Here is an 18,509-nt window from a genome sequence, read left to right as displayed (position 1 = left end):
AAGATAGTTACTCATTTAAACGGCCATAAAAAAACACCCTTGGAAGGGTGTTTTTTGTTTAAGAATCTGAGCTTGTCGCTCTGTCTGCGTATGGATAGATAGGATCTTTTAATTGAAATTTGTAAGTCACTCCATCTACAAGTCCTACCGTTTTATTGCTATCATAAAGATCCAGCATAAAAGCAGCCATTTCTTTTGACGTATGAAACTTAGGTACTCGTCCTTCGTATTCAAAATCACTCATATCCATCGAACGCTGTGCAAATTCTGTTTCAGTAGCCGCCGGAGCTAGAACTTTAGCCTGCATTTTTGCTCCTCTCCCTTTTAATTCTTGAGAAAGACCTTCTGTAAATGCACTTACGTAGAATTTTGTTGCGCAATAAGTGACTGCATCAGCAACAATGGTGTAGCCGCCTCCAGAAGAGACATTAATAAGCTGGGTACCTGCAACGTTTTCATAATCTCTTACAAATAGAGAAGAAAGAATGGTTAAGGCTTCGATATTTAAATGAAGCATTGTTTCAATTTTAGTTAATTTTTGTTCACCGACAGAAGCAAAGTTTCCGAATCCAGCATTGTTAATCCAAGTTTCTAATTCATACTCTTTGAGTGACTCATAAAACGTATGAGCATTTTCTGCCACGGATAAATCAACCGACTGGACAATAACATTTACATCTTGGTTCAGTTCTTCAATTTTTCTTTTTAACTCTTCTAGCTTGTCCTCTCTACGTGCAGCCAATATAAGATTTTTTCCACGTGCTGCAAAAGCTAAAGCTGTTTCATATCCAATTCCTGAACTTGCGCCAGTGATTACTGTATATTTCATGTTGATTCCTCCATTTTCGATGTTTTCGAATTGATTATAATTGTTAAAGTATACTTTAAGTCAAGCGTTTATTCGATTTATTTTCCCCTTTAGAAGTCTGTTTGTAAACATTTGAAGTTGGGTGCTAAACTTCAGTGATTTGCAACGCTTTTTAATTAAGTGGGCGCTAGGAACTACGGCAGTGATGACAATAGCTGCATTAATTTTAGGTGTTATTTCTATTTGATAAAAAAAGACCCCAAGGGGTCTTTTTTTATACTCTTACATTGAACTAGACTGTTCGCTGCAGCTGCTTTTTTTAAAATAGAACTTATAAATTAAAAATCCGCATACGGCCACTACCGCTGCAATTAAAATATAGGTTTGTGCATCTGAGATAAAAGATTGAATGGACTTAAAGTTTCCGATTTGTCCTAACCAAAGCATGGCAATATTTAAAGGAAAGATACCAAGAAATGTGAGCAGAGCAAACGGCATAGGTTTCACTTTAGATAGCCCTGAAAGGTAGGAAATGTAGTTGCCGAGCCCCAAAGGACGAGCAATCGCAATACTCCATAATCCGCATTTTTTAAACCATTTTTGTGATTTCTCAAATGCTTTTTTCTTCTTTGATAATTTTTTCTTTACCTTATCCTCTAATTTATAGCCTATCCCATAAGGTATAAAGCTAAAAGCTGTATAAACGGCGCTTCCTGCAAAAGCGATTAATAATAATTTCACTATGTGCATGTTTAATAAGTATCCGTAGGTAAGGGTGAGAAGAGAACCAGGAAACGGCAGGGAGGAAGCCTCAATGGCCAGTCCGCTTAAAAGTCCCCAAATTCCAAATTGTTTCAGTAAGTCTGTTATGAAATGTAGCATAAGATCGCCTCTTTTTCTGTGTCATAACATTCAAATACCCATCTATATGTTCGGAAAAACTTATAAAAGAAAAGAAAATACAGGAAGAAAGCGGGATGTGAAAGAAAAAAACTTAGCGTGTACAAGGAAAAAAGAAGGAAATGTATTTTATAGCTTCTACTCAGAGTAAAATTATAGGGGGAAAATAATCGAGTGTGGATTTTTAAATAAACTACGACTTTTATTCATGGTTTTGATTCCTTTTATTCATTTTACTTATAAAACTAACGGGTGTAAACTTGTGGTGTTGTGAAATAATCCATTATGTATATGTATTAAAAAGGAAAGGAGGTTACCGTGTGGTTATTATTGTAGGATTGTTATTGTTGATGTTTTTTGCTTATCTAGGATGGTCTATTATCTGGGTGGCGCCTGTTGTAGCTACGTTCGTTGCTTATTTTAGCGGTTTAAAAGTACTGCCTACTTATACAGATGTGTATATGGAAGGGTTTGTAGATTTCGCTGCAAAATGGTTCCCCATCTTTTTATTAGGAGCCGTCTTTGGAAAGCTAATGGAAGATACAGGCGCAGCTAAATCGTTGGCGCAGCGTATTGCTAAATTATTTGGAAGTAAAAGAGCCATTTTAGGGGTGCTGATTGCTTCAGCTATTTTGACATACGGCGGAGTGAGTCTATTCGTTGTTGTCTTTGCGATTTATCCTTTAGCAATCGCGCTATTTCGAGAAGCTAACGTATCGCGAAATTTACTGCCAGCAACCATTGCACTCGGAGCATTTACGTTTACAATGACAGCGATTCCAGGTACGCCTCAAATTCAAAATCTGATCCCGACTGCTACATTTAAAACCAATGCAATGTCCGGTTCGATTATTGGAATGGTCTCAGGTCTTATTATGGCGGTGGGAGGATATTTATGGTTAGCTTATCGCGATAAAAAACTAAAAGCTAAAAATCAAGGGTTTACCGAGCCTAATGAATCATCAGTCGCAGCGAGTGAAGAGCAGGACTCGATGAATGTAATATTAGCTATTTTACCGCTGATTGTCGTTGTCGTGGCATTAAACGTTTTAAAATGGGAGCCTATCGTTTCGTTATTAATTGGTATTTTTTCTATTTTACTTATTAATTTTAAACATTATAAGAAGTTTATTTCTTCTATAAATGAAGGAGCAAAAGGATCCGTGATGGCTGTTATTAATACGAGTGCAGCAGTAGGTTTTGGCTCGGTTATTACAGCAGTTCCAGATTTTAAAGATGTCACGCATGTGTTGCTAAATGTTTCGAGTAATCCGCTCGTTTCAGAAGCGTTAAGTGTTCAAGTGCTAGCGATGATCACGGGTTCAGCATCCGGCGGTATGGGTATTGCGCTTCAAGCATTAGGAGATACGTGGTATCACTTGTCTCAAACGACGAATTTAAGTGCTGACGCTCTGCACCGTATTGCAAGCGTTGCGTCAGGTGCATCTATTTTACCGCATAACGGTGCGTTGTTAACGCTGTTAGCCGTAACTGGTCTTCGGCATAAAGAAACCTATAAAGACGTATTTGTTGTTGCATTTATCATTCCAACAATCGCTTTATTTGCAGGAGTCGCATTAGCGGCAGCCGGTATTATTTAAAAACAGGAGGAGAATACACATGGTTGAAAATCAAGTAATTGTAATCACAGGAGCAGCAAGAGGAATTGGGTTTGAAATAGGTAAACGATTCGCAGAAAACGGCGGAAAAATTGTGTTATCCGACATTGATCAAGCTGCTGTAGAAGCTGCAGCACAAAATCTTCGTGAAGCTGGATTTGAAGCGCTTGGTGTCAAAGCCGATGTAACAAAAGAAGAAGAAATCAAACATTTAATTGAAACAGCAAACGCGCATTTCGGAGCGGTTCATACGTTCATTAATAACGCTGGCTTGCAGCATGTTTCTCCAATCGAAGAGTTTCCAACTGAAAAATATGAGTTAATGATCAAAATTATGCTAACAGCTCCATTTATGGCGATTAAGCACGCGTTTCCGATTATGAAAAAACAAGGGTTCGGACGTATTATTAACGTTTCTTCTATCAACGGTTTAATCGGTTTTGCGGGCAAAGCAGCTTATAACAGTGCTAAACACGGTGTAATTGGGCTAACAAAAGTAGCTGCTCTTGAAGGCGCAGCACACGGTATTACGGTGAATGCACTTTGTCCTGGCTATGTGGATACACCACTAGTGAGAGGTCAGTTAGATGGTTTAGCTAAAACAAGAAATGTACCATTAGAGAGCGTGCTTGAAGAAGTTATTTATCCTTTAGTCCCTCAAAAAAGATTACTAGACGTGAGCGAAATTGCTGACTATGCTATTTTCTTAGCGAGTGATAAAGCAAAAGGTGTAACTGGTCAAGCGGTAGTAATGGACGGCGGATATACAGCTCAATAAAAAATAGAATAAGTCATTAAAAGCATAAAGGAGTCTAATGAGCTCCTTTATGCTTTTTTATGTTATATCTATTCTATCGAGTTAATCAACGTTAAAATATAACTAGGCGATACATAAAAGAAGCCTTATACTATTTCTCCTGTAAAGATAAATAGTATGATAAAAAAGCCTACAGATTAGAAAGGATGATACATATGGTGCAAACAGTAAATGAATTAATTAAACATCCGGTTTTTTATTTTTTTAACGAAATTTCAGCTATTCCTAGAGAATCTGGAAATGAAAAGAAAATTAGTGACTATTTAGTTTCTTTTGCAAAAGAAAGAAGCCTTGAAGTTATACAAGACGAGGCTTTAAATGTAATTATTAAAAAGCCGGCAACTAAAGGGTATGAACATGCTCCAGCCATCATTTTGCAAGGACATATGGACATGGTATGCGAGTTAAATAAAGGAACTGTGCATGATTTCGAAAAAGATCCGCTTCAACTGCGAATTGTGGAAGATATGCTTTATGCAAATGGTACTACGCTAGGAGCTGACAACGGGATTGCCGTTGCATATGCACTGGCTTTACTAGATGCTCATGATATAGCTCACCCTTCTCTTGAAGTAGTCATTACTACTGAGGAAGAAACAACTATGGGCGGAGCCATTGCTGTAAATCCAGCTCATTTTGAAGGGAAAATCTTTATTAACCTTGATACAGAAGAAGATGGAAAGCTGCTTGTCAGCAGCGCAGGCGGGGTAAAAGGCGTGCTTCGTATTCCCGTAGACTGGGAATCGTCTTCCGATAACTCAGAAACATATAGCTTAAGCATCGGTGGATTGCGCGGCGGACATTCTGGAATGGAAATTGATAAAGAAAGAGGAAATGCTAATAAACTGCTAGGGAGAGTTTTATATGATTTACAACAAGAACTTCCCTATTCTTTAAGCAGCATTAGTGGAGGATTAAAATCAAATGCGATTCCCCGTGAATCAGAAGCAATTCTATCAGTTGAGCCTTCTGAGGTAGGAAAGCTAGAAAATAAGATTCGTGAGTGGAACGAAATAGTAAAAAATGAATTACAAGCGGCTGATCCGAGCGTATATGTGAAAATAAACAAATCTTCTTCCGTTGAGAAATGTTTTACAAAAGAAACGACAGAACGAATTGTACAAGCCATTATGCTAACACCAAACGGCGTTCAAAGCATGAGTATGAATATCGAAGAATTAGTAGAATCTTCTACCAACTTAGGTGTGATTACGACGACAGAGTCTGAGATTGTTTTTCAAAATGAAATCCGCAGCTCAGTAAAAAGCTTAAAAGAAAAAATAGTAAGTCAAGTGCACATACTTGCTCAAGTAGTCGGAGGAAGAGTTGAAACAAAAGGTAATTACCCTGAATGGGCGTACAATGGAGATTCAAAAATTCGTGAATTATGTAAAAAGGTTTACAAAGAAAAGTATGGGGAAGAGGCGGAGATCATCGCCATCCATGCTGGAATTGAATGCGGTATTTTCCTGGACAAAATCCCTGGATTAGACGCCATTTCGCTCGGTCCCGATATGTACGACGTTCATACACCTGATGAACACCTGAGCATTCCGTCTACTATTAAGACATGGGAATACTTATTAGCAGTATTAAAAGAAGCAAATAAGATATAAAGTTATCAGCATCCCTATAATTTTTGAAAAAGAGCTTCTGTAAAGGAGCTCTTTTTCATTCGTCATTTATCGGATAATAATCAGAATTCCGTCAACACGTCAGGCAAATGAGAACATTTATGTAAGCGTTTTACAAATAAAGGTTTTAAAACGGGCCTAAAAGAGGTAAACAATTACTAAAACGATAGACAAATGAATTCAAAACAAGCTCTGCAACTAATAAATTAGTAGGGAGAGAATGTATATGAATGATAATAGTCTTATCAAAGATCCCTTTTTGGAAAAAGGAGAAATTGAATTTTTAGAATTAAGGAAAGACGAAATACGTTATCTAAAGTTCGATCGGTTTTTGAAAGTGATTAAAACACTTAATCAACGCAGTGATAAAGGCTACCAGAGTCTTATGCTTTCCGTTGATGGCTTTAAAGGTAATTCAAGAGAATTATATGAGATAGAGGAGTTTCGCAGATACGTAAATTTGTTAATTAATCAAGTTCCTCAAATATTATTTTATATTCATGATAAAAACAAAATGACTAATCAAATTTTGAAAAGTCTATCAAACAACAGCAGCCAGCCGGCCTCTATAGATCCTAAAAGAGCACGTTTAATGATTGATGCCATACAGGAGCAAGTAGAGAAAACAGAGGATAAAGAGATAAAGGAGAATCTTTCTGAATTCGTATGTAAAATCCAGAGCTTTGTGAATCAGTATTAACATTTCCCAATAGAAAAGTAGAATCCATATTATAAAAAAGTACGAGAACTCAAAGTTTCTCGTGCTTTTTTATTGGAAAAACAGTAGAAAGAGAAAAGGATTATCAACATAGATTGATAAATAACAAATAATAATGGTAAAGCTTCATATTCTGACGTGAAATAACGAAATAACAAAATAACAAGGAGGAATGAACATTGCATCATATTGAAATAAGAAGACCAAAAACAGAAGACAGCGCAGAACTCCACGAGCTTTTTAATGAAGTAATCACAGATACCTTTCATAAAGAGGGTCTATCTGACATGGTGAACGATATACAAATAGAAATTGAAAGTAAAGAACAATATTTAAAAAGTGACCTCGATAGCGGTGGAAAACATCGATTCTTTTGGCTTGGAATAGATAAGTGCACCAATAAGATTATTGGATGTATCGAATATGGTCCTGCTAGTGAATTAATTACGGCGTGTACAAAAGGAGAGCTGCAAGGATGGATTGAAATCGGCACAGTTTTTGTTCATCCAAAGTACCAAAGAAAAGGTGTAGGGACACTGCTTTTACATACTATGCTGCTTACGCTTCAAAGCAAAGAAATTAAAAAAATTTGTTTGGACAGCGGATACAAAAATGCTCAGGAAGTGTGGAAAAACATATTTGGAATCCCTGATTATTTAATAAAAGATTACTGGAGCAAGGGGTATCATCACATGGTTTGGAAAATATCAGCAGAAAGTACGCCGATAGTATTTAAGCTCAGTTATAACGAAGAATAAGGTCTCTCCTAGAAAATAGCCGGTACGTTTCTACCGGCTATTTTCTACTGGTTAAGCTGTTTACATATGTTCAATTATAAATTAGTGTATTTTATTGAATATAATACCTTGACTGTCATAGTAATATGATTTAAATTATACATAAAGAGGTGATACTTTGGTATATGCAAAAATGTCTTCAGATTTACTTCGGGGACATACAGATACAATGATTTTGAAATTACTTCTCAGCGGAGATAAGTATGGTTATGAAATTAGTAAGCTTATTTATACCTACTCTAAAGAGCAGTATGAATTAAAAGAAGCCACAATGTATTCAAGCTTGAAGCGCCTGGAAAAAGACGGTCATATTCTTTCTTACTGGGGAGATGCTGTACAAGGCGGTCGCAGAAAATACTATAAAATTACAGAACAAGGAAAAAGCGTATATAAACAAAACAAAGAAAACTGGGAGCAAGCGAAAAAAATTATTGATTTATTGTTGTAAGAAAGGATGATGTTATAAATGAACGAAAAAATAAAAAATCATGTGCATAACATTTTGGCTCCTTATCAGGATGTAAAAAATGTTCAAGATCTAGAAGAAGAACTATCACAGAACTTGCAGGAAAAATTTATAGATTACAAAAAAGACGGGCATAATGAAGAACAGGCTTATTATATGACAATCAATTCTATCGGTGATATCACAGAACTGATTCAATCAATAAATGTAGAAACAAAGGAATTAAAGCAAACCGTCCCTATGGATTTTTCAAAGACCGAGCTTACAAAATCTGATTTTCGTTCTGTATCGGTGTATAAAGGGAAATTTAATGCAAGTAATTTGAATGAATCTGATTTTAGCTACGCAGATCTTACAGACAGCATGTTTAAAAGCAGCAATTTAACGAAAGCAATATTTCATCAGGTTAATTTGACAGGCGTACAATTTAAATGGGCAAATTTTAAACAGGCTAGTTTTAAAGGCTGTATCTATGACAACACGTACTTTAAGCAATGTAATTTAACAGACGTTGTATTTGACGAAGAAACATTTAACGGAACAATCTTTGAAGGAACATCATTAAAAAAAGCCTCATTTCGCAACGCAACTTTGCTAAATGTACAGTTTCGAGGATCAGATTTAAAGAAATCCGATTTTGAAAGTGCAAAAATGGATAAATTGACATATAACTTTTTAAAAAGTGCCAAGATAGATCTTAGTAAAGTTACGATTATTTAAAGATAAAAAAGACCTCTCTGAAGGTCTTTTTTTATGGACATATAACAATTCTTTTTAAGAGCGAGCAGGATAGTTTATGAGAGAGCTAGAACACATTCATAATACGAACGATTACGGCAACAAGCTGAATATGAGAAGAACATATTCGTATCTTTGAAATAATAAAGCTTTTATCACTTATGTGGAGGAGTATGGAAATGTCTATATATGAAATTTGGAATGAAGTGGATCTTTATATGAATGATAAGCTTATACAACCTGACCCTATTCTTGATGAGGTATTGAAGGCAAATCAAGAAGCTGAATTACCTGCCATCGACGTATCGCCTAGTCAAGGAAAGTTTCTGCATTTGTTAGCTTCATTAAAAGGAGCTAAACGCATTTTGGAAATTGGTACTCTTGGAGGGTACAGCACGATTTGGCTAGCCAGAGCTCTTCCGAAAGACGGGCAGCTGATTACGCTCGAATTAAGCGCTCATCATGCAGAAGTAGCAAGAGCTAATTTAAAAAGAGCGGGAGTAAGCCACTTAGTAGAAGTCATTGTCGGCCCCGGGCTTGATACATTAGCTGTATTAAAAGATAGGGGAACAGATCCGTTTGATCTTATCTTTATTGATGCTGACAAGCCGAATAACCCAAATTACTTAAAGTGGGCTCTAGAATTATCGAAAAGAGGAAGTCTGATTATTTGTGATAATGTTGTTCGTCAAGGGCATGTGGTGAACTCAGAAAGTGAAGATGAAAATGTAAAGGGAATTCGTCAATTTATGAATGCTCTGGCTCAAGAAAAACGAATCAGCGCCACGGCTATACAAACCGTTGGAAGCAAAGGCTATGATGGATTCATTGTAGGGATTGTTGAATGATAAAATTTGTATTACACCTAAAAAGAGACGGAGACATAACTAAACCCATCCAATCAACAGCTAGAATCAAATACATACATGAAACCTACGTTCATCATCACCCTAAAAAAATCCGAACGAGTTGGATTCTCAACCAAACTCGTTCGGATGGTCCTTCAACTAACATACTTTTGTTCCAGACTCTTTTTAAATGGGCCCCAATTTATCTGTCATTTGTTTTTCGGTTAAAAAATTAATCAATTCTCGTACAGCGAATGAACTGTAGCGTTCTTTTAACAGAATAATTCCAAGTTCCCACATCATTTCAGGATCTGCAATAGGTACGGTAGTAATATTGGGATCTTTCACTTTGGCATAAAGCGATTCGGGTAAAATAGCAATACCTAGTTCTGCCGCTGTTAATTCAATAATTAAATCCCATTGAGAACTTTTATACGCTATAGAAGGCACAAAGCCTGATTTTAAAGCATCTTGAATTAACCGGTCGTGCAGCGTAAATTCTTCACTGAACATAATGAATTTTTCATGCTCCAATTCTTTCATCCAGACGGAAGAACGTTTCGCTAAAGGATGGTTTTTATGCGCGTATAAAAGGAATCTCTCCTTAACGAACGGGTATACGTGAAAATGTTCATCATGAACGCTTGTGAGAGGAAGCATAACAATCCCCATATCTACACCAGCCTCTTCCACAAGTGCTTCAATTTTTTTTGCTCCAAATTCAATAAGCTCTAGAGATACTTTAGGGTATTGTTCATTAAATGCTTTTGCAATCTTCGGGAAAAACAAGGTCCCGATGAGCGGAGGGACTCCCATCTTGATTTGCCCTGTTTGCAAGTTCACTAAATCTCCCAACAAGTGAGGCATGTCTTTTAACACCGACAGAGCTTTAGTTGCCTGATGATACACGACTTCTCCTGCATCGGTTAGCTTTAATTCTCTTGTTGAACGATCAAGAAGCTCAAATCCTAGTTCATTTTCTACTTTTTTGACGGCTTTACTTAAAGCCGTTTGTGACAAATGAACTTGCAGCGCTGCCTTTGTAAAATTTTTATGATTCGCTACCTCTATAAAGTATTCTAAGTCTCTGATTTCCATGTGAAACTCCATTTCTGCAAACTGCTTATCCTTTTTCTTTACTCTTTATTTTAACCATTAAATTATTTACTGTAAATGTGCTGATTATATCCAATGAATAAAAACAGGGAAAGGAAATGAACTAAAGTTTCTGTCGAAATTGATTTATAAAACGAATAATTTTTTTATAGAGAAACATAGATTTTGCTATTAGCTGATGGGGGATATAAAGATTTTTGCATGTGCGTTCGGGCAAAAATGCAAAACTGATTAAAACAACTGAAAGTCCAAATGCTGCGGTTGTAATCTCTAGCCAGGAAAACATCATACCATTCCTCCTTTTACAAACCTACTAATAGAATATGTAAAAGTTCGAAAGGAGGTTGTACGATAGACCTATAACGAGTGACGGTATGAAGCTCTCTCTAAAAATAAAATTACGTCAAAGAACGTTTGGCACAGGCCCTGCGTTCTTTGACGTAATTTTATTTTCGCTCTTCAGCCTGATGCTCTTGTTTGTTTTGTTCAGTGAGACGTTTTTGATGAGCTTTTGTTTCTGCACTTACGTGATTTGCATCATTCGGTTGATTCTTCTTTGAACCTCCTGCAGCGTTACTCATTAGACGACACCTCCAGTCTGGTTATGAAACATACCTATAGAATGTGCGTATTTACAGACTTTATACACCTCTATCGATATTACTGCACACGAAAAAATCAAAGGGAGAGTCACTAAGACTGTTCCCTTTGATTTTTTACTAGGCGACTTTATCGGTGGTGATAATTTTGTTAATCCAGTCTTTTCCTTCTGTAAACCTTGTAACCAGCATTGCTGTTACTGTATTTCCTGTACTATTTAACAGGGTAGCAGGGGCGTCAATAATCGTGGAAATGACCGCAATAATGGGCAGAACTTCTGGCGAAAATCCATAAATCGTAATAATTAACATTTCGCCAATCATACCGCCTCCAGGGATTGCTCCCATTACAGCTCCAACTAAAAAGGCTACGCCTAAAATACTCAAAATGCTCGTAGCAGACGTCATATCTTTTCCAAACAAACTGAATAAGAAAACAATTTTTAGAATACCGCCAATAACAGAACCATCTTTATGCGTGTTTGCTCCTAATGGAATCACCGTTTCAGCAATATCAAGTGGCACACCCATTTTCTTTGTTGCATCTAAATTGACTGGAATAGATGCAGCAGAAGAACAGGTAGCAATAGCGGTGATAGAAGGAGCAGCTGCATTTTTCCAGAACAGTTTAATTCCTGCTTTACCGCCAGCAATCCATGCGTATAGCGTAAAGAAGCCGAAATAGTAAACGATTGCAATTAATAAATAAAGAATAAATGCTCTAGCGTACCCTTGTAAGATCTTTGGTCCTAGTTCTCCTACTACAGTAGCAAAATAGCACCCTAAACCAATTGGAGCATAGTACATCACAATTTTAACAACCTTCATCGATACTTCTTGACCCGAAGTCAGGAATTTCGCCATAGGCTGTCCTTTTTCACCGGCCATCGTGGTAGCAATACCGAAAATGACGGCAAAGACAATTAATTGTAAAATATGCTCTTTCGAAAATAACTGAACAAAATCAGGTACAGTAAAGGTACTAACAAGCTGAGTTAAAAGCGTCATTTTTTCAGCTGTATTTTCACTGTCACCCATTAATTCTTTAATCGCAGAAGTATCTACGTTGTGCAGCGGATTGTAAAGTGACGCGCCTAAAAAGCCTAGAACAGCTGAAACAGCAGCAGTAGCGATAAACACAACGGCGATACCTAGCATAATTTTACCGAGACGTTTCATTTCGTTCATGTTTGCAATTGCCGAAGCCACACTAAAAAAGACAAGGGGAACGATAATCATGAACATTAAATTAAGAAACAAATCACCAAAGGGCTTTACGACTGCTACATCGGGCCCGATAGCATATCCTGCTATCCCGCCAATTAAAATAGCGAGAAGCAGAATAAGCGATGATCTGTACGTTTTAAATACACTTAAAACCATAGTTATATTTCCTCCAAACAACAATAGCTTCTTTACTACGCAAGAACAGCTATCATTTGCTCATTGCATACGTAGTAACGACTGGCTTTACATCTTTTCGCACCAAATCTTCGTATGTTTCTCGCTCCACAGCAAGACGAGCTTCTCCATTTTTTACAAATACAACAGCAGGGCGCGGAATGCGGTTGTAATTGCTAGCCATTGAATAGTTGTAGGCACCTGTAGAGGAAACTGCTAATAAATCTCCTTGATTAACGCGCGGTAAATCGATATCCCAAATAAGCATATCTCCTGATTCACAGCATTTCCCCGCAATCGATACCGTTTCATCTTTTTTATCCGTCACTCTATTAGCCAAGACAGCTTCATGCTTTGCATCATACAAAGCAGGACGAATATTATCGGTCATACCCCCGTCAATTCCCACGTATTTGCGTACACCTGGAATCTCTTTCGTTGAGCCAATTGTATAAAGCGTTGTACCCGCTTCTCCTACGATGCTTCTTCCAGGCTCAATCCAGACTTCCGGAAGGGTATAATTTTGTTCCGTTAACGTACGGCTTAGCTTTTCTGTCAGTGCATTTACATAATACTCAACTGGAAGAGGAGAATCGCTTTCGGTATAACGAATACCAAAACCACCACCTACGTTTAAAACTTTTACTTCAAAGTCCATTTTATCACGAATATTGAATAAGAAATCAGTTAAAATATCAATGGCGCGAGAAAAACCATCTACTTCAAAAATTTGCGAACCAATATGACAATGAATGCCTAAAAGATTATAATAAGGCTTTTCTAATGCAGAACTTACCGCTTTCATGGCTTGGTCATTGGAAAGACCAAATCCAAACTTTGAGTCTTCTTGTCCGGTCATAATATATTCGTGTGTATGGGCTTCAATCCCTGGAGTAACACGGAGAAGAATAGATGCTTTCTGTTTGCGCTCAGCTGCTAAGGCATGCAAAACTTCAAGTTCGGTGAAGTTATCCACAACAAAGCAGCCGATATTCGCATCAAGAGCCATTTCAATTTCTTCAATCGTTTTGTTATTTCCGTGAAAATGAATGCGTTCAGCTGGATATCCCGCTTCAAGAGCTGTAAATAATTCGCCTCCTGAGACCACATCTAATGACATATCAAGCTTCGTTAAAAGATTAGCCATTTCCATACAAAGAAAGGCTTTCCCTGCATAGGCGATTTGATATGAAAATCCACTTCTTTGGAAGGCTGAATGGAAGGCCTTGCATTTCGTCTCAATTAATTCTTGATCGTAGATGTATAGGGGAGTGCCGTATTGTTTTTTCAGTTCGACCGTATCGCACTGCCCAATTTCTAAATGATTGCTGCTGTTAATTTTACTCGTTCCATGTAAGTACATAATCCATATCCCTCCATTTAAAACATTCAACTATAACTTTGATGATCAGTAGAAAAACACAAAAAAGACCCGTGAAGTGATGTTCACGCGTCTTGGTTTCATAATAATAAAGTATTATTACATTCTAGGCATCAACATCTCTTCAATAGCTCTCCACAAACCAAATGGTTTGTGACAGCTCAGCATTTATTCAATACTGAACCAGTATATGAACACAATGGATGTCTATATACTTCGGCACGAAATCCCTTTTACTTATCTTCACAGACTCCATTAGTCTCTAATAAGTGACTCTTGATTTCATGCACCTCTATTCTCAGAGAGGAAAATTATATTTAAATGTAACTCCTATTATATTTCCTTTTCCTCTGTCTAGTCAATGAAAAGTTAAGGCATAGGAATATCAAAAAAAATAAATAAAAAAGCTATAAAGCTTCCAGATAGAATCCAAGCAGCCAGTGCTGTCTTCTGATGAATGATTAAAAGTGAGAACGTGACAACATTGAAGAGAAAAGAACACAGCAGCGACCATCCATAATTATGAGTGATACTGTGATTAACATAAGCAATGAACTCAATCACAGTAAATAAAAGCGCCCACAAAAGAATCCACCACAGCCGGCCGCTTACATGCAACGGCAGCCTTCCTAAAAAAACCGGTATAACAAACGGATAAATAATTAAGGTTATTCCAAGGGAAACCATTAGGTGATCGGGTAGAAAAAGGTGATCAATACCAACAGGGTGAAATACCCATACGCGGTGATGAAACAGCAGCACTTCATAAAGCAAATTCCCCGTGATCCAAAACAACAAAGTAGGATAGTATTCTTGATATCTCCGCCACTTGCCAAATAGTAAACCAAGAATGATGAAAAATAATACAAATGAAGATTGCATACGCTCTCCTTAAAATAATGGTTATTTCTTTTTATTTACATATTATAGTGGTTTTATTCTTTCATTTTTTTATTCAGAAACTATAATAAAAAAGCTGTAAACGCAGTGTTAAATATGCGCGATCACTACTTGTGGTTTGCTTCATCTCACCATAATCTCCGTAAAAGAACTTATTGCGCTTTTGTTTACAATGAAAGGAGCTATATGTCAAAGTCAGCAAGACTCAAAAATAAGCTCAAAATAGCTTCACCTAGTATGTGACTTCTTTTTTTGCTATGCTAAAATTGCGTACATAATAGCATAAGAATACTAGAAGAAAGAAAAGGGTGTTTTGGTATGAAAACATACATCGTAGTTGGAGCTGGGATACTTGGAGCTTCTACAGCATATCATTTAGCAAAAGCAGGAGCAGATGTGACATTGATAGATCGCAAGGATGCGGGTCAAGCTACTGATGCAGCAGCAGGAATTGTTTGTCCATGGCTTTCGCAGCGTCGAAATAAAGCATGGTACCGCTTAGCAAAAGGCGGCGCCAAGTACTATCAAACATTAATTCAGCAATTAGAAGAAGATGGAGAAACGGATACGGGATATAAGCGAGTAGGAGCAATTAGCGTACATACTGATGAGCAAAAGCTTAAAAAAATGGAAGAAAGAGCATATAAGCGTCGGGAAGAAGCTCCCGAAATAGGCGAGATTACACGTTTATCCGCTAAAGAAACACAGGCTTTGTTTCCGGTTCTTTCGGAAGAATACAGTTCAGTTCATATTAGTGGAGCCGCTCGCGTTAACGGAAGAGCTCTTCGAAACGCACTTGTGAATGCAGCGAAGAAAAACGGTGCAAAAATAATAGAAGGAAACGCAGAACTACTTTATGAAAATAATCAAGTAACGGGCGTTTCCGTAAATGGACAAACCCTTCTAGCAAGTACAACAATCGTAACAGCAGGAGCGTGGGCAAATCAATTACTAGAGCCTCTTGGAGTGAAATTTTTAGCAAGCTTTCAAAAAGCGCAAATTGTCCACTTGCATCTCCCTGATGTAGATACAAAAGACTGGCCCGTTGTGATGCCTCCAAGCGACCAATATATTCTTTCATTTGAACAAGGTCAAATTGTCATTGGAGCAACACATGAAAACGACACGGGTTATGACTTGAGAGTAACTGCTGGGGGGCTTCATGAGATTTTTTCAAAGGCCTTATCAATTGCTCCCGGCTTAACAGAAAGCACAGTCTTAGAAACAAGGGTAGGGTTTCGACCATTTACTCCAGGCTTCTTGCCAGTCATTGGAACTCTTCCGGCTTACGAAGGAATACTAGTAGCGAATGGTCTCGGAGCTTCAGGCTTAACGTCGGGTCCTTATCTTGGTTCAGAGCTTGCTAAATTAGCACTTGAAATGGAAATGGAAATTGATCTTAGCGACTATGATGTAGGAGGAGCTATCGAGTCTTAAGCAAACAGAATGAATGAAAACAAATAGAAGTTCGTAAACTATAACTACTATATGATGAAAGGAAGTAGATTGTTTGCGAAAGATTATGATAAGTGCAGCAGCAGCTTTTTTATTTATGAGCGCGACGCCTGTATTAGCAGAAAACAATCCTCAGCCAGAAACAAAAGACGTGCAGCTGACGTCTCAGCAAAAGCAGGAATTGTCCGTGCTGTACAAAGAAATGCTAGCAAAAAAGAAAGAAATACTTTCAAAATATGTGGAGTACGGTGTGCTAAGCAAAACGGAGAGTCAAAACATTTCTTCACATATGGAAAATCGCTATCAGCATATGGAGAAAAATGGTTTTGTTCCGAAGCGACACTGTCATAAAATGCATCATTCAAAGTAATTCATATTCACATAAAAAAGCGCCTTTACAGGCGTTTTTTTATGTGAGTGAATGGAAAATATCCGCTTCTTTATCTAGTAAATTCTAAAATCCTCATGTAAAATTAAGAGAATGAGAACGAGTAGGAAAGATGCTAGTGAGGGGTAGGTAAATACGAACGATGAACGAAAATAAAAAAATAGTCCGATTACATGCAGAAAATCATTCAGCTGAGGCGCTAGGAATCATATTTGCTTACAAACAAAAAGATGACCATCTTGTTTACAGTATGTATCAAGGTGAAAGCGTTCATGAGCAAAAAATACCTCTAGAAGAATGGGTCTCGTATGAGCATTTTTTCGAAGCACTAAACAAAAAGAAAAAGCTTATGTACGAGCTTCAAATAAATGATAAACGCTATGTAGTAAACTTAACCCCTTTATCTTACACAGAAAAGCCTGAAATTATGGGGCATTGCGTGAATATAACTAGTTATCAGGAGAAGAAAGAACAGATTCAGCCTTTTATTTATCATAACGCAGATGCTGTTGCTGTCGTTGACTTAGAAGGTAAAACGCTTCAAGTGAACCCTGCGTTTGAGAATACATTTGGCTGGACGTTTGAAGAAATTTATCAAAAGCCTCTTCCAATTATACCTTCGTTTTTAAAGGAGCCAGTGTGCGAACTTCATAAGACCATTCAATCAGGGGAATCGAAAACGGAATTTGAGACGGTCAGACAGCATAAAGACGGTCATTTAATTAATGTAAGCGTCACACTATTCCGCGTTGAAAATATGAATGATTGGCCGCTATGCATTGCTTTTGTCTATCGAGATATAACATCACGAAAGCAGGCTGAAACGGCTTTAAAAGAAAGCGAAGAACGCTACCGAAGCTTGATTGAGTTATCGCCGGAAGCGATTATCGTTCATAGTGAAGGGAAAATTGATTACATCAACCCTGCAGGAGCCAAAGCGCTAGGATACAAAAGTCCTCAAGACGTATTAGGAGCGTGTGTTTATCAGTTTGTTCACCCTGATTACTATGATGTGGTAAAACAGCGAATTTATCGAATGAAAACAGAAAATAAATCTGTAGACCTACAGGAAGAGAAGTTTATTCATAAAGACGGTCATACGATTGATGCCGAAACCATTGCTTTTCCTATTCCCTATATGGGAAAGCAGGCCATTCAAGTTTTGTTTCGTGATATTACAGAACGTAAAAAAACTGAAAAATTGCTGCGTGAATCCGCTCAGCTTTCCTTAGTAGGACAGTTAGCGGCTGGTATAGCTCACGAAATTCGAAACCCTCTGACGGCGGTAAAAGGATTTATGCAGTTATTAAAAGAAACGAGCGGTCAGCCTTACTATGTAGAAATGATAAATCATGAGTTAGATAGAATTGAATTGATTACTGATGAGTTCTTGAGTCTTGCAAAGCCTCAGGCGAAAACCTACAGGGACAAACATGTCCAAGATATTTTAGAGAATACTTTAAAGCTAGCTGAGGTGCAGGGGATTACGGAGAAAATTCACGTAAAAAAAGAAATTGATCTTCATCTTCCTCTCGTATTATGCGAAGAAAATCAGTTGAAACAGGTGTTTAGCAATATATTTAAAAATGCAGTCGAATCTATGCCAAGTGGAGGAACCGTAACGATTCAACTAAAAAGATTTAATCAGGAGAACCTTGTTGTCCGGTTTAGGGACGAGGGGCCAGGCATCACGCAGGAAAGAATGCAGCATTTAGGAAAACCTTTTTATAGTACCAAAGAGAAAGGAACGGGGCTTGGACTGATGGTGTGTTATAAGATCATTCGAGAACATAGAGGAGAAATTAACTTTGTAAGTGAACTTGGAAAAGGAACTACCGTAGACATTCTTTTGCCTTTTAAAAAGTAGATTCTACTTTTATAAGCATGAAACCTTTTCTAAAGGGGAATACATGTTAGTGAACGA

At 37.4% G+C, this 18,509-nt stretch carries 19 protein-coding genes, 1 pseudogene and 1 riboswitch; of the genes and pseudogenes, 12 read left to right on the top strand and 8 right to left on the bottom strand.

Features of this window, described 5'->3' with window-relative positions:
• Nucleotides 1–58 precede the first annotated feature (58 nt).
• Nucleotides 59–829 (bottom strand): SDR family NAD(P)-dependent oxidoreductase, encoded by a 771-nt coding sequence (locus ACFX4N_RS02810; RefSeq protein WP_013057031.1) that lies wholly within the window; start codon nt 827–829, stop codon nt 59–61.
• Between the two features lie 124 nt (nt 830–953).
• On the opposite strand from ACFX4N_RS02810, the pseudogene ACFX4N_RS02805 reads away from it, so the two are divergent.
• A pseudogene (locus ACFX4N_RS02805) lies at nt 954–1,055 on the top strand (hypothetical protein); the annotation flags it as partial.
• Between the two features lie 35 nt (nt 1,056–1,090).
• Here ACFX4N_RS02805 and ACFX4N_RS02800 read toward each other — a convergent pair.
• Nucleotides 1,091–1,690 (bottom strand): DedA family protein, encoded by a 600-nt coding sequence (locus ACFX4N_RS02800; RefSeq protein ID WP_013057032.1) that lies wholly within the window; start codon nt 1,688–1,690, stop codon nt 1,091–1,093.
• A 338-nt stretch (nt 1,691–2,028) separates the two neighbouring features.
• On the opposite strand from ACFX4N_RS02800, the gene ACFX4N_RS02795 reads away from it, so the two are divergent.
• The 8 genes from ACFX4N_RS02795 to ACFX4N_RS02760 all read left to right on the top strand — a co-directional run bounded on the left by ACFX4N_RS02795 (nt 2,029) and on the right by ACFX4N_RS02760 (nt 9,345).
• Nucleotides 2,029–3,309 carry a GntP family permease gene (locus ACFX4N_RS02795; protein WP_098546808.1) on the top strand — a complete coding sequence of 427 codons (1,281 nt, stop codon included), beginning with the start codon at nt 2,029–2,031 and terminating at the stop codon, nt 3,307–3,309.
• Between the two features lie 19 nt (nt 3,310–3,328).
• Nucleotides 3,329–4,105, top strand: coding sequence for a 3-hydroxybutyrate dehydrogenase (locus tag ACFX4N_RS02790; protein ID WP_013057034.1), 777 nt, complete (start codon nt 3,329–3,331; stop codon nt 4,103–4,105).
• A 194-nt stretch (nt 4,106–4,299) separates the two neighbouring features.
• A complete protein-coding gene (locus tag ACFX4N_RS02785; protein ID WP_057273172.1) occupies nt 4,300–5,760 on the top strand; it encodes an aminoacyl-histidine dipeptidase in 1,461 nt (486 codons plus the stop codon).
• Between the two features lie 244 nt (nt 5,761–6,004).
• Nucleotides 6,005–6,478, top strand: a complete 474-nt coding sequence (locus ACFX4N_RS02780) for a hypothetical protein (RefSeq protein ID WP_013057036.1) — start codon at nt 6,005–6,007, stop codon at nt 6,476–6,478.
• A 197-nt stretch (nt 6,479–6,675) separates the two neighbouring features.
• The gene (locus ACFX4N_RS02775) at nt 6,676–7,254 is read left to right on the top strand and encodes a GNAT family N-acetyltransferase (protein WP_057273173.1); all 579 of its coding nucleotides are present in this window, start codon (nt 6,676–6,678) and stop codon (nt 7,252–7,254) included.
• 157 nt (nt 7,255–7,411) lie between these two features.
• Complete coding sequence (locus ACFX4N_RS02770; protein WP_013057038.1) at nt 7,412–7,741, top strand: PadR family transcriptional regulator; 330 nt, start codon at nt 7,412–7,414, stop codon at nt 7,739–7,741.
• Nucleotides 7,742–7,759: 18 nt separating this feature from the next.
• On the top strand, nt 7,760–8,479 hold the full coding sequence (locus tag ACFX4N_RS02765; RefSeq protein ID WP_057273174.1) for a pentapeptide repeat-containing protein: 720 nt from the start codon (nt 7,760–7,762) through the stop codon (nt 8,477–8,479).
• 179 nt (nt 8,480–8,658) lie between these two features.
• Complete coding sequence (locus ACFX4N_RS02760) at nt 8,659–9,345, top strand: O-methyltransferase (RefSeq protein ID WP_035438961.1); 687 nt, start codon at nt 8,659–8,661, stop codon at nt 9,343–9,345.
• A gap of 186 nt (nt 9,346–9,531) precedes the next feature.
• Here ACFX4N_RS02760 and ACFX4N_RS02755 read toward each other — a convergent pair whose 3' ends face one another.
• The 6 genes from ACFX4N_RS02755 to ACFX4N_RS02730 form a co-directional block, all read right to left on the bottom strand.
• The gene (locus tag ACFX4N_RS02755) at nt 9,532–10,443 is read right to left on the bottom strand and encodes a LysR family transcriptional regulator (protein ID WP_041816562.1); all 912 of its coding nucleotides are present in this window, start codon (nt 10,441–10,443) and stop codon (nt 9,532–9,534) included.
• 121 nt (nt 10,444–10,564) lie between these two features.
• Complete coding sequence (locus tag ACFX4N_RS02750) at nt 10,565–10,747, bottom strand: hypothetical protein (RefSeq protein WP_240530761.1); 183 nt, start codon at nt 10,745–10,747, stop codon at nt 10,565–10,567.
• A 160-nt stretch (nt 10,748–10,907) separates the two neighbouring features.
• The gene (locus ACFX4N_RS02745; RefSeq protein ID WP_013057043.1) at nt 10,908–11,042 is read right to left on the bottom strand and encodes a hypothetical protein; all 135 of its coding nucleotides are present in this window, start codon (nt 11,040–11,042) and stop codon (nt 10,908–10,910) included.
• Nucleotides 11,043–11,180: 138 nt separating this feature from the next.
• Nucleotides 11,181–12,443, bottom strand: coding sequence for a dicarboxylate/amino acid:cation symporter (locus ACFX4N_RS02740; protein WP_013057044.1), 1,263 nt, complete (start codon nt 12,441–12,443; stop codon nt 11,181–11,183).
• 52 nt (nt 12,444–12,495) lie between these two features.
• The gene (gene lysA, locus ACFX4N_RS02735) at nt 12,496–13,824 is read right to left on the bottom strand and encodes a diaminopimelate decarboxylase (protein ID WP_057273177.1); all 1,329 of its coding nucleotides are present in this window, start codon (nt 13,822–13,824) and stop codon (nt 12,496–12,498) included.
• Nucleotides 13,825–13,962: 138 nt separating this feature from the next.
• A riboswitch (Lysine riboswitch) is annotated at nt 13,963–14,145 on the bottom strand.
• Between the two features lie 66 nt (nt 14,146–14,211).
• On the bottom strand, nt 14,212–14,724 hold the full coding sequence (locus tag ACFX4N_RS02730; protein ID WP_057273178.1) for a CBO0543 family protein: 513 nt from the start codon (nt 14,722–14,724) through the stop codon (nt 14,212–14,214).
• Nucleotides 14,725–15,060: 336 nt separating this feature from the next.
• On the opposite strand from ACFX4N_RS02730, the gene ACFX4N_RS02725 reads away from it, so the two are divergent.
• The 3 genes from ACFX4N_RS02725 to ACFX4N_RS02715 all read left to right on the top strand — a co-directional run bounded on the left by ACFX4N_RS02725 (nt 15,061) and on the right by ACFX4N_RS02715 (nt 18,452).
• Nucleotides 15,061–16,179, top strand: a complete 1,119-nt coding sequence (locus tag ACFX4N_RS02725) for an NAD(P)/FAD-dependent oxidoreductase (RefSeq protein WP_057273179.1) — start codon at nt 15,061–15,063, stop codon at nt 16,177–16,179.
• Nucleotides 16,180–16,252: 73 nt separating this feature from the next.
• Entirely contained in the window at nt 16,253–16,567 is a 315-nt protein-coding gene (locus tag ACFX4N_RS02720; RefSeq protein WP_013057048.1) for a YckD family protein, read from the top strand.
• A 160-nt stretch (nt 16,568–16,727) separates the two neighbouring features.
• Complete coding sequence (locus ACFX4N_RS02715) at nt 16,728–18,452, top strand: PAS domain-containing sensor histidine kinase (RefSeq protein WP_057273180.1); 1,725 nt, start codon at nt 16,728–16,730, stop codon at nt 18,450–18,452.
• The last annotated feature ends 57 nt before the right edge of the window (nt 18,453–18,509 follow it).

This window comes from Priestia sp. YIM B13551 (genome assembly GCF_042787905.1).
Classification (GTDB): domain Bacteria; phylum Bacillota; class Bacilli; order Bacillales; family Bacillaceae_H; genus Priestia.
The sequence above is the reverse complement of the archived record's forward strand: the minus strand, read 5'-3'. Positions and strand labels throughout refer to the sequence as shown.